Origin of the sequence: Collinsella sp. CLA-ER-H2, assembly GCF_040092405.1 — a bacterium.
In the GTDB taxonomy this organism is placed as follows: Bacteria; Actinomycetota; Coriobacteriia; order Coriobacteriales; family Coriobacteriaceae; genus Collinsella.
Window position 1 is genome coordinate 13,966 of record NZ_JBBNLO010000012.1, and the last position, 12,589, is coordinate 26,554.

Annotated in this window: 8 protein-coding genes; 3 read left to right on the plus strand and 5 right to left on the minus strand. The window is 61.5% G+C overall.

Annotation, left to right across the window (positions count from 1 at the left end; translation table 11 throughout):
• Positions 1-7: 7 nt before the first annotated feature.
• Complete coding sequence (locus AAAX59_RS04850; RefSeq protein WP_349070916.1) at positions 8-3,304, plus strand: 4-alpha-glucanotransferase; 3,297 nt, start codon at positions 8-10, stop codon at positions 3,302-3,304.
• A gap of 88 nt (positions 3,305-3,392) precedes the next feature.
• Entirely contained in the window at positions 3,393-3,629 is a 237-nt protein-coding gene (locus AAAX59_RS04855) for an FmdB family zinc ribbon protein (RefSeq protein ID WP_349070918.1), read from the plus strand.
• A gap of 161 nt (positions 3,630-3,790) precedes the next feature.
• Here AAAX59_RS04855 and AAAX59_RS04860 read toward each other — a convergent pair whose 3' ends face one another.
• From AAAX59_RS04860 to gltX, 5 genes are all read right to left on the minus strand, one after another.
• Positions 3,791-5,191 carry a transcription antitermination factor NusB gene (locus AAAX59_RS04860; protein WP_349070919.1) on the minus strand — a complete coding sequence of 467 codons (1,401 nt, stop codon included), beginning with the start codon at positions 5,189-5,191 and terminating at the stop codon, positions 3,791-3,793.
• Positions 5,188-6,108 (minus strand): methionyl-tRNA formyltransferase, encoded by a 921-nt coding sequence (gene fmt, locus AAAX59_RS04865; protein ID WP_349070921.1) that lies wholly within the window; start codon positions 6,106-6,108, stop codon positions 5,188-5,190. Before fmt ends, AAAX59_RS04860 begins: the two co-directional genes overlap by 4 nt.
• A gap of 324 nt (positions 6,109-6,432) precedes the next feature.
• On the minus strand, positions 6,433-6,969 hold the full coding sequence (gene def / locus AAAX59_RS04870; protein WP_117583490.1) for a peptide deformylase: 537 nt from the start codon (positions 6,967-6,969) through the stop codon (positions 6,433-6,435).
• An 18-nt stretch (positions 6,970-6,987) separates the two neighbouring features.
• Entirely contained in the window at positions 6,988-9,381 is a 2,394-nt protein-coding gene (gene priA, locus AAAX59_RS04875; RefSeq protein ID WP_349070963.1) for a primosomal protein N', read from the minus strand.
• A gap of 149 nt (positions 9,382-9,530) precedes the next feature.
• Complete coding sequence (gene gltX, locus AAAX59_RS04880; RefSeq protein ID WP_349070922.1) at positions 9,531-11,006, minus strand: glutamate--tRNA ligase; 1,476 nt, start codon at positions 11,004-11,006, stop codon at positions 9,531-9,533.
• Positions 11,007-11,289: 283 nt separating this feature from the next.
• Between gltX and metK the strand changes: the two genes are divergently transcribed.
• Positions 11,290-12,570, plus strand: a complete 1,281-nt coding sequence (gene metK / locus AAAX59_RS04885; protein ID WP_117636948.1) for a methionine adenosyltransferase — start codon at positions 11,290-11,292, stop codon at positions 12,568-12,570.
• Positions 12,571-12,589: the final 19 nt, after the last annotated feature.

Below are 12,589 nucleotides of genomic sequence, written 5' to 3' on the forward strand. Positions count from 1 at the left end.
CCGTACTATGAGATTGATACACAACAGCCGTCTACCGCAGTTTCGCACTCCGTTTGGCGCTGTGACCACTGGAACTTCCGTTGCACTCTCGGTGATTTTGGAGGATGCCGATCCCAACCAGGCAACGCTTACGCTGCGCACCTGGGTCGATGAAGTCGGCGAGACCCTGATCCCAATGGAGCACGAAGGCGATGGCATTTTTACCGGCGAGCTCAAATGCACTGAACCGTGTCTTGTGTGGTACAGCTTTATATGCAATATCGAGGGCCAGCCCGAGGTCCGCTTGGGCGCACCGCAGGGTCGCACCGGCGGCGAGGGCGTAACCTACGACTACGCCGAGGTTCCGTCCTTCCAGATTACCGTCTATAAGCACCGCGAAGTGCGTTCCGAGTGGTACGAGCGTGGCATGGTCTACCAGATCTTCCCCGATCGCTACGCCCGAGATGAAAACTGGCGCGAGCGCACGCTGGCCGAGGTCGAAAAACCACGCAACGGAATCCAGCGCCGCATGGTCGAGGACTGGAACGAGCCGCCCGTGTACGAGCGCGCCGAAGACGGCTCCATCAAAACCTGGGACTTCTACGGCGGGTCGCTCAAGGGCATCCAGGAAGACCTGCCTCGCATCGCCGAGCTGGGCTTTACGGCCATCTACCTCAACCCCATTTTTGAAGCCGCGAGCAACCACCGCTACGACACGGCCGACTACACCAAGATCGACCCGATCCTGGGCACCGAGCAGGACTTTACCGAACTGTGCCAGGCGGCCGAGAAGCTGGGCATCTCCATCATTCTGGACGGCGTCTTCAACCACACGGGCGATGACTCGATCTATTTCAACCGCTACGGCAACTACCCCGGCGTGGGCGCGTGGCAGAGCGAGGATTCGCCGTGGCGCGACGCGTTCTATTTCCACGAGGACGGCTCATACGACTGTTGGTGGGGCGTGGGCAATATGCCCGCCATCAATGAGAGCTCCGAATTGGTGCGCGAGAAGCTTCTGGGCAAGGACGGCGTGATTCGTAAATGGCTGCGCGCCGGTGCCCATGGCTGGCGCTTGGATGTGGCCGACGAGCTTTCGGACGATTTCCTGGCCGAGATCAAAAAGGCCGTGATCGCCGAGAAGCCCGACGCACTGCTACTCGGAGAGGTCTGGGAAGACGCCTCTAACAAGATAAGCTATGGCCATTTGCGTCGTTACCTGCAAGGATCCGAGCTTGACTCGGCTATGGATTACCCCTTCCGCGACATGGTCATCGGCTTTTTGATGGGCTACAAGAACGCCTACGAGGCCGCTGAGGATATCGAGACCCTGCGCGAGAACTACCCGAGCGAGGCATTGTCCTGCGCGCTCAACCTGCTGTCGAGCCACGACCGCCCGCGTATCATCTCGGTGCTCGGCGGCGGCCCCGACGAGTCGCAGCTGCCCGAGTGCGAGCGCAGCAAATGGCGCCTGGACGAGAACTCGATGGGCCTGGCCAAGAGCCGTTTTTGGCTCGCCACGCTCATGCAGATGACCTTCCCCGGCGTGCCTTCGATCTACTACGGCGACGAATACGGCCTGGAGGGTCTAACCGATCCGGGCAACCGCCGCACCCTGCCGACCAAGGACCAACTGCACGACTTCGACACGCTGGCTATTGTCAAAAACGCCTCCGCCGTACGCCGCGCACTGCCGTTTATGATCGACGGCGAGATCAAGGCCTTCGCGCTCAACGACGAGGTGCTGGCATACAACCGCACGGGCAAGGATGGCGAGTCCGCGACGGTTATCATCAACCGTAGTCTGCGCAATTCGCACCGCGTGACGATTCCGGCGCTCGATGAATGCGCGAGTGACGTGATCAGCGGTCACGAGTGCGAGATCCACAACGGCACGGTCACGCTCGATTTGTATCCGCTGGGCTCGTCGATCATCTATCATCATGCCGAGCAGCGCTTGCAGGAGCCGCTCGATCACGGCGCGGGCGTTGTGTGCCATATCACCTCGGTACCGACCGATGACGGCAAGCCCGGCACGATCGGTGCACCCACGCGTCGCTTTATCGACCATCTGTCCGCTATGGGCATGCGCTACTGGCAGGTCCTGCCTGTCAACCCAACGGACTTCTTCCGCTCCCCTTACGCCGGGCCTTCGGCCTTTGCGGGCAATATTGACCTGCTGCCCGAGAGCCAAGAGGAGCTGGCGGCCGACTTTGAGACTTGGAAGGCCCGTGGCGGCGAAGATGCCGATCCGCTCTACACCGCGTTTAAACATCGCAACGCCGATTGGCTCGAGAAATACTGCGTCTACATGGCCGTAAAGAAGTACTTTGAGGGCGAGTCGCGCCACGATTGGCCGGCGGATGTCGCGCGCTACAACGAGCACCTGATTGACGACAAGCGTTTCCACGACGAGGCAGAGCTGCAGGCGTACATGCAGTACCGCTTTGACCTAGCCTGGTGCGAGCTCATGAACTACGCGCACAAGAAGGGCATCGAGGTCATCGGCGATATCCCGATGTATGTCTCGGACGATTCGGCCGATGCGTGGAGCGAGCCCGAGAACTTCTGGCTGTCCGATACCGGTAAGGCAATCGAGATCTCCGGTGCGCCGCCCGACAACTTTGCGCCCGAGGGCCAGGTGTGGGGCAACCCGACGTTCCGCTGGGACCACATGAAGCAGAACGGCTACCGCTGGTGGATGGATCGCCTACGTCGTGCGTTCTCGCTCTACGACCGCGTGCGCCTGGATCACTTCTTGGGCTTCCACAGCTACTTTAGCATTCCCGCAGGTAAGTCCTGCGCCGACGGGCGTTGGCTGGCAGGCCCGGGCAAGGACCTTTTCCAGACCGCCTATGACGAGTTGGGGCCGCTCAACTTTATTGCCGAGGACCTGGGCTACCTGACGCCCGGCGTTCGCGCCATGGCTTCGACCTGCGGCTTTCCCGGCATGGACGTGCTGGAGTTTAGCGACTACGACGTCTGCAACGGCGTGCACCCCACGCCGGGCAAGATCCTGTACACCTCGACGCACGATACGTCGACATTGGCCGGTTGGAGCACGCGTTCCTTTGCGGGCGGCGATGAACCAAGCGGTGTTGAGGTGGCGGCCAAGCTGATGAGCGATGCGCTGGCAAGCGACGCTCCCCTGGTGATGATGCCGCTGCAGGATGTCCTGGGGCTTGGCGACGACGCGCGCATGAACGTACCGGGCGTGGCCACGGGCAACTGGACCTGGCAGGCTGACGAGGCCGACGTTGCGGCCGCCGAGGGCAAAACCGCACAGCTCCTGCGCAACACGCATAGATTCTGGGGCGAAGCGTGATAAAACGCCCGATATAGGGTACAGTTACAGACGTTTGAATTTTTGCGGGCAGAGTAATCTGCCCGCTTTGTGCTGAAAAGGAAGTATTATGGCGCGCTACGATTACAAGTGCTCGAGCTGCGGCAACGTGTTTGAGGTTGAGCATCCTATGTCCGAGACTCCCGAGGTCGTGTGCCCCAGCTGCGGTGCTCCGGCCGTCAAGACGTTCTCGGCCAGCGGTATTAAATTTGAGGGCAGCGGCTTCTACAACACCGACCAGCGAAGCGGCGGCTCCAGCACCAGCGCCACCAGCGGCTGCTGCGCTAACTGCCCACACAACCACTAGAAACTAAGCCGCCCCGCGACCGACACACCGATCGCGGGGCTATTTCTTTGCGCTATGGGTAGCTAATTATCTGCCAGGTTTCCTTATGAGTTGCGGTGAAATAAGGACTGTTTGGCGGTTAGAAGCCGATATTCAATCCCTATTTCACCGCAACTTAGTAATTATTTGCGAACCAATCTGGCGCAGAAGTGACCGTCGTAGGAGTCGGCGTTTACCGGCACGCTTTGGAAAAGGCCTCGAGAGTTTTGGCGTACGGAAACGAGCTTCTTGGCCTGATCGAACTCGGGGAGTTGCAGAATCTGCGCCTCGGAAAGCGGTGCCACGTTAAAGCCGGCACCCTCGGGAGAGCTCAGGAAAGCGTCCACCACCTGCGTGTTCTCCTCGTCGAAGACCGAGCATGTCGCATAGATGAGCTCGCCGCCGGCAGTCACGCGCTCAGCAGCCTCTTTGAGCATCGTCAACTGCAGCTTGGGCAGCTCAACCGTCACATCTTTTTCGGTCAGGCGCCACGGTATCTCAGGATGACGGCGCATGGTTCCGGTGCCAGAGCACGGCGCATCGATAAAGATCGTGTCGAACTTAACCGGCTCGCCAAGCATGGCATCAAACGATGTGAGCACCTCATTAAGCTCGCAGGCATCACCCGAAACCGTGCGAACGCCCTGAATACCGGCCTTATGCAGACGAGCGAGATTCAGATCGCACTTGCGATCATGCAGATCGAGCGCCGTATGCTGACGCTCATAGCCCGCACGCTTGGCCTGGCACATCATCACATAGGTCTTGGTGCCACGGCCGGCACCAATCTCAAGGCAGCTACCAGGGCGCGTGGCAGCTGTGGCGATAAGCTGGGCGTTAAGGTCCGAGGCCACGGCAGCAGCACGCTCAAATACGCCCGACGCAACCGTAACCTGAGCATCGACCGGAGCATGACAGCCAGGGAACACAGGCGCCACAAGCTGCGATAGGTACGGATCAGGTTTGGTTGCAAAGGCGTTCTCGTGCAAAGCGAGCGGCGCGGGCGCCAGATTGCCGGCGAAGCCGAGCGCACGCTCTGGAGTGTCAAACGAAGCCATAATGCGAGCGCACAGCCAGCGAGGAAGACCCATCAGGCGCGACAGACGAACCAAACGACGCTCGGACTCATCGGCATCCGCCGCAGCGGCAAAGTCCTCAACGTTGTCCGCAACCTTATGCAGTACGGCATTCGCCAAACCGGCGGCCGATTTAGCGCCGCTACGCACCAGCTCAACACCCTGACTCACGGCAACGCGGCCAGGGGTATGCAGGTAGAGCATCTCAAAGGCCGAGATACGAAGCGCCATGCGAACACGCGCCGCAACCTTTTTAGGCTTATCGAGAAACTGGTCGAGCAGCTCGTCCAAAATACCCTGCGTGGCGGCAACACCCAGCGCCAAGCGGGCGGCAAAAGCGGAATCGCGCTGGTCAATAGCCTTGGCCGATGCGCGAGAGGACAGCACGTCGCGTGCATACATGCCGCGGCGATCGGCCTCCGTCAGCACATCGAGCGCAAGCTTGCGCGCGGGAGACAGCTTGCTCATGACAAAACACCCCACGAAAGATCGGCACCCTGCAGGCCAGCAGCCCAAGCAGAAGCGGCCATAGCACGCTTACCATCAGGCTTAAGCTCGAGCAGCTCAACCGAGCCATCGGAAAGGCCAAGGTAAACGCGCTTGGCCTTAACGAGAACCTGACCCTCGCCAAGCGACACATCAGCCGCCGCAGCATCGAGCACACGCACGGTCTTGCCGGCAATCACGCAACGAGCAGGCGCGGTATCGGACGAAGCCAGCACATGACGCACGCAATCAAGCGCCGCCATGTGCGGATCCAGACGCATCTCTTGCTTGGAGATCTTGGCAGCATGGGTAACGAGCGCCTCATCCTGTTCAGTCCACACGGCGGTGCCATCGGCAAGAGAAGGAAGCGTATCGGCAAGCAGTTTGCCGCCCAGCTCGCCAAGCTCCGTAGTCAGTGCCTCGGCATGCTTGCCTGCAACCGACGTAGACGCCTGGGCGCAATAAGCGCCGGTATCCACGCCATGCCCAATGCGCATAATGGAAACGCCAGCAACCTCATCACCAGCGAGAATCGCACGCTGAATAGGAGCAGCCCCACGCCAACGAGGCAGCAAGGACGCATGGACATTCACAATACCAAGCGGCGCCATATGCAGCACGTCATCCGGCAAAATGCAACCATAGGCAGCCACACAGAAAATATCGGCTTGCGCAGCTTGGAGCGCCTCAACAACCTCGGCCGTCATACGATTAGCCTCAATAACCGGCAACCCAAGCTCAAGTGCCTTAGCCTTAACAGGGGACGGCTCCAGCTTCTTACCACGCCCACGAACAGCATCAGGACGAGTAACAACAAGCGCAATCTCGTTGCCAGCCGCAACAAGCGAAGTTAAAGAAGGCACAGCAAAATCGGGCGTACCCATAAACACAATACGCATAAAAGTTAGTCTCCTCTCAATAACGAGCCGAGACGGCTACAAAACAAAAGCGTTCCGGGTCGCAAACGCACCCAGTCGCAAGAACAGTTCAACAAGAACAAATATACCCAAAACCAAAGAAAGAGCCGCAATAAAAGCAGCTCTTCCAACAAAGCAATTATCAGCGAAGACGCCCCTCCCTGGCCCACGGCACCCGGGCGAGACAAGCAGCGTTAACGTAGTCCCCGGGGCACCCGCCTATATCGTCCCGCGCGCAGTTTCGCAGCGCAGCGAGAATGTTTGAGCACGGGATGATATAGGCGGGTGCCCCGGGGACGGACAAACCTACTCCGTCTCGCCCGGTCGAGCGCCGCGGGCCAGGGCGTCCTGGTACTCCTTGACGGCCTTGAGCCTCTGCATGGGCTTCAGTCGCTCGAACATGGTGTTGCCGTGCAGGTGATCGATCTCGTGCTGCAGGCACACGCAGAACAGATCGCCCGTGGCCTCGTAGCGAATCAGGTTGGCGTCCAAGTCGTACGCCTCGACGACGACATGGTCCGGACGCTCGATCTCGCAGCTAATGCCAGGGATGGAAAGGCAACCCTCGCTAAAGGGCACCAGATGGTCACTCTGCTCAACAATGACGGGATTGATAAGCACGTACGGGTCGTAGTCGTTCTTGTCGCTGTAGTCGCAGTCGATGGTAACGAGCTGAATGAGCTCACCGATCTGCGGAGCAGCCAGGCCGCAGCCGCCGTTATCGAACATCATCTTCTTCATCTTCTCGGCAAGCGCCTCGATCGCCGGGGTGATCTCCTCGATGACGGCGCACTCCTGGCGCAGGCGAGGGTCGGGCGACAGTACGATTCCGTTGGCTTCCATGGCCATCCTTTCGAGTTGTTACATCAAATCATAGGCGTCGACGTCAACGCTCAAGCTCACGCCACGCACGGAGCCAACCTCTTTGAGGCAGGCGTCGATATCATCAGAGACATGGTACCCCACGGGCGACTTCACAAGCAGATGGAAGCGGTAACGGTCCTTGGCTCTCTCGATTACACACGAAGCCGGGCCCAACACCTGCGGCACGGCACTTCCCGCCCGTAAAAAGTCGGGCGCGGCGGCATGCCAGCGTCGCTTAAGAAGCTTTGCAATGCGCCCGATGTAGTCCTGCGCGTCGTCTCGGTTCGCCGACCACACCAAGATGTTGACCAGGCGAACAAACGGCGGGTACAGCGCGTCGCGGCGCTGGTCCAGGTCGTAGTCGGTAAAGACCGAACGGTCATGCTCAGCGACGGCGCGAATGACCGGGTCCTCGGGCAGGTAGGTCTGGATGATGACCTCACCGGGGCGATCGCCGCGTCCGGCACGGCCCGCGACCTGCTCCAGCAAATCGTAGGCGCGCTCCCCTGCGCGGAAGTCCGGCAGCTTGAGGGCAAAATCGGCATTGACCACGCCCACCAGCGTGACCTCGGGAAAATCGAGACCTTTTGCGATCATTTGGGTGCCCAGCAACACGGCGCAATCCGCCGCATCGAACTGCTCGAGCAGCTTTTTGTGTGCATCCTTGCCGCGCGTGGAATCGGCATCCATGCGAATAATGGCGACGTCGTCGGGCAGCATCTGGTGCAGTGCGTCCTCGATCTGCTGAGTGCCCAGGCCCATTTTTGCCAGGTAGCGACTGCCACATTTGGGGCAACGGCTCGTGGCCGCCGGATAGGGCTGCACGCGCCAAGACGAACCGCATGTGTGACACTGCAGTGTATGGGTGCGCTCGTGATACGTAAGCGCGGTGGAGCAGTGGTTGCAGGTGGGGACGCAGCCGCACTCGCGGCACATCAGGAATGGCGCAAAGCCACGGCGGTTGTGCAACAGCACGGCTTTTTCGCGGCGCTCGACCACACGCTCCAAGCCCTCCATCAAGGGTTTTGAGAACATGGAGCGGCTGCCGTGAGAAAACTCACGGCGCAGGTCTGCGATTCGAACCGTAGGCAGCACAGCGAGTCCCGGGCGCTCGGGCATCTCGACGCGCGTCCAGGTGGCACCGTTATACGTGCCACGGCGGCAGCGGTCGAGGGCCTCGGCCGAGGGCGTGGCGGAGCCCAACACGAGTGGGCAACGATAACGCCGCACCATCTCGGCCGCCACCTCGCGCGCGTGGTAGCGCGGGCTGGAGCCCTGCTTGTAGCTGGTCTCGTGCTCCTCGTCGATGATGATGAGGCCCAAGTCGCTGAGCGGGCAAAAGAGCGCCGAGCGGGCGCCGACGACCACGCGGGCCGCACCGCTGGCGACCATATCCCACTGGTCCAGGCGCTCGCCAGCCGAGAGGCGCGAATGGAACACGGCGACCGTCTCGCCAAAACGCGAGCGGAAGCGGCCGACGGTCTGGGCCGTCAGCGAGATCTCGGGCACGAGCACGCAGGCCGAACGGCCGGCCGCCAGCACGCGCTCAATCGCCGAAAGGTAAACCTCGGTTTTGCCGGAGCCGGTGACGCCGTCGACCAGCACCACGTCTCCATGAGCGTCCAGACGGGCGCGCTCAATCTGCGCGAGTGCCTGCTGCTGGCCGTTGGTAAGTGCGACCGGCGTCTTGCCGCTTGCCGAGGACAGCGTGGTCTGCTCGCTGCAGCCACGCCACGCACGGCGCTCCTCCACCACGACGACGCCGCGTTTTTCGAGCGCCTTAATGGTCGCCGACATGCTGTTGTAAAGCAGGTTGAGGTCGCGCGTCGTGACCGGGCCGCACTGGAGCGCCTCGATGAGCTGACGCTGGCGGACCGCGGTCTTGGGCGGCGTATAGTCGAAGCCCTCGGGCGTAAGCATGACCCAGCGGTTTTGGATAGGCTTGACGGCGGGGCGCTCGACAGTCCACACGCCGTCGTCGCCCTTGACCACGCGCGGGCTTCCGCCCGGTGGCAAGAACAGGCGCAGGCACTCGGAAAGCGTCGCGACATACTCGTAACTCATCCAGCGTGCGATACGGGCAGCCTCTGCGGTAAAGAGCGGTTTGCTGAGGATAGCCTCGATGGCTTTAATGCGCGCGGGGTCGAGGGCGTCGTTACCTTGCAGGTCGGCCAGCTCGGGCGCGATGTTGACGATGTAGCCCGCGGCCGCACGGTTGCCAAAATGAACTAGGACGGTGGAGCCGATCTGGACATCGTTGGCGAGTGACTGCGGAACGCCATAAGCAAACGGCTCGGACAGCGCACGCGTCGGGATGTCGAGGACCACGCTCGCATAGGCGGCGATGGGCTCAGGTGCAGGCTTAGGCCGAGCCGAGGCAGCGGCAGGCACTGGCTTCACCGGAACCTCCTCCGGTTCCGGCGAACCAAACAGCGACAGTTGCTCGGCCACGGCTCCAGCACCTCCTATCCCATTCGTCTACAGAAACAAGAGCCCCGCTCGAGGTGAACGGGGCTCGGATACATACGTTTGCGCAGCGATTACAGCGCCATCGTGCGGGCGCGGTCGATGCGCGCCAGGCAGTCGTCGCGGCCGACGAGCGCCATTGTCTCGCCCAGCGGAGGGCTCACCATGTTGCCGCAGACGGCGACACGCACAGCCTGGAACACCACGCGCTTCTTGAGGTCCAGCTGCTCGGGCAGAGGCTCAAGGGCGGCGTCAACGTTGGCGGCGGTCCACTCGGACACACCCTCGAGTGCGGCCTTGGCGGCGTCCAGAATGGCACCCATGCCCTCCTTGGCCAGGCCCTTGTTGACGGACTTCTCGTCATACTCAAGCGTCTCGGCCGTAGCGAAGATGGGGGCGGCGACGGTAGCGGCGTCGGCCGGCATCTTGGTGCGAGGCTTGACGATGGCAGCGAGTGCGTCGATCCAGTCCTCACCGTACTCAACATTGCCCTCTATGAGACCAGCCTCGTGCAGCTCGGGGACCATGATCTCGTCGGCAAACTGCGCGTCGGACATGCTGTTGATGTACTCGGCGTTGACCCAATCGAGCTTCTTGGGGTCGAAGGTCGCCGGGTTCTTGGAGATGCGGTCGAGCGAGAACTTGCTGGCCAGGACATCACGCGGGATGATCGTGGTCTCGCCGTCGAGTGACCAGCCCAGCAGAGCCAGATAGTTGACGAAGGCATCGGACAGGTAACCGGCGTCGCGGTACTCCTCCACCGAGGTGGCGCCGTGGCGCTTGGAGAGCTTCTTGCCGTCGGCGCCCAAGATCATGGAGATGTGGGCGAACGTGGGCACGGGCGCGCCGAGGGCCTCGTAGACCATGACCTGACGCGGGGTGTTGGACAGATGGTCGTCGCCGCGGATGACATGGGTGATCTTCATCATGGCGTCGTCGACGACGGTCGCGAAGTTGTACGTGGGCGTGCCATCGGAGCGGAAGATGACAAAGTCGTCGAGCTCCTTGGCGTCGAAGGTCACCTCGCCGTGGACGGCGTCGTGGATGACGACGTCGCCGCGGTCCTCGGGCACCTTGATGCGCAGGACGTAGGACTCGCCGGCCTCGATGCGGCGGCGGGCCTCCTCGGGATCAAGATCGCGGCAGCGGCGCTGATAGCCCTGGAAGGGGTCCTTGCGCACCTGCGCGGCCTTGCGATCGGCGTCGAGCTGCTCCTTGGTGCAGAAGCAGGGATAGGCCTTGCCCTCGTCCCAAAGCTTCTGGGCGGCCTGCTTGTACAGGTCCAGGCGCTCGGTCTGGGCGTAGGGGCCAAAGTCGCCGCCCACCTCGGGACCCTCGTCCCAGTCCAGGCCCAGCCAACGCATGGCGCGCAGGATGATCTGCGTGTTCTCGTCGGTGGAGCGGGTGGGGTCGGTGTCGTCGATGCGCAGGATGAACGTGCCGCCGTTTGCGCGGGCGAAAGCCCAGTTATAGATAGCGGTGCGGGCGCCGCCGATGTGCAGCTTGCCCGTCGGTGAGGGTGCAAAGCGGACGCGAACGTCTGATGCCATGGAAATCTCCTCGATTGCAGGATGGATGTCTAACCGCACCAGTATAAAGCATCAAAGCAACCTCCGCACAAAGGGCACCGACCTACTCATTGGGGACAGACTTAAATGACCATTCTTTGGACAACCTGTCGGCACTTAGGCAAGGCTGGTCATTTATGTCTGTCCCCAATGAGTAGGTGCGGAAAGGGTGTGAATGTTTGATTTACGCGCTATGATGTGCCCTTGCATAGAGAGCCCGGCGGAATGGTAACGGTCGCCGGGACACGTTTTTGAAAGGACAATCATGTCAGAAGAACTTCGTTCCATCCCACCCCAACACGGGTCCTTTGTTTTTACGTCGGAGTCGGTGACCGAAGGTCATCCCGATAAGATCGCTGACCAGATCAGTGACGCCGTCCTCGACGCAATCCTCGCCAAAGAAATAGAGCTCCAGGAGCAGGGCTACATCGCCCCCAACGGCGTGCCTGCCAACGTGGAGAACGTCCGCTGCGCCTGCGAGACCCTCGTGACCACCGGCACCGTCATCGTCGCCGGCGAGATTCGCACCCAGGCCTACGTAGACGTTCAGGAAATCGCCCGTGGCGTTATCCGCCGCATTGGCTACAACCGTGCCAAGTTCGGTTTTGACTGCGACACCTGCGGCGTCATGAGCCTCATCCACGAGCAGTCGCCCGATATCGCCCAAGGCGTTGACGAGTCCTTCGAGACCCAGACCGGCGCTACCACCGACCCGATCGACCTGATCGGTGCCGGCGACCAGGGCATGATGTTCGGATATGCCTCCAACGAGACCAAGACCCTCATGCCCATGCCGCACTACCTGGCAAGCCGCCTGGCCGAGCGCCTGGCCGCCGTGCGCCACGACGGTACCCTGCCCTATCTGCGTCCCGACGGCAAGACCCAGGTCACCGTGCGCTACGAGGAAGGCAAGCCCGTCGAGGTCACGACCATCGTCATCTCCACGCAGCACGCTGCCGAGATCGAGGACATGGGCAAGATCAAGGCCGACCTCATCGAGCACGTCATCACCCCGGTCATGGCCGCTGAGAACATGCCGTGGGATAACGCGGACATCTACGTGAACCCCACCGGTCGCTTTGTCGTGGGCGGCCCCATGGGCGACACGGGCCTCACCGGCCGCAAGATCATCGTCGACACCTACGGCGGCTACGGTCGTCACGGCGGCGGTGCCTTTAGCGGAAAGGACTGCACCAAGGTTGACCGCTCCGCCGCGTATGCCGCGCGCTGGGTCGCCAAGAACGTGGTCGCCGCCGGTCTGGCCGACCGCTGCGAAGTCGAGCTTGCCTACGCCATCGGCGTTTCCAAGCCCCTCTCAATCATGGTCGACACCTTCGGTACCGCGCATGTTGCCGAGGACAAGATCGTCGAGGCCGTAGAGAAGACCTTCGACCTGCGCCCAGGTGCCATCATCCGCGACCTAGACCTGCGTCGCCCCATCTACGAAAAGACGGCAGCCTACGGTCACTTCGGCCGCGAAGACGCCGACTTCACCTGGGAGAAAACCGACCGAGTCGAAGAACTCAAAGCAGCCTGCGGCCTGTAAGCTAACTCGAAAAGCTACA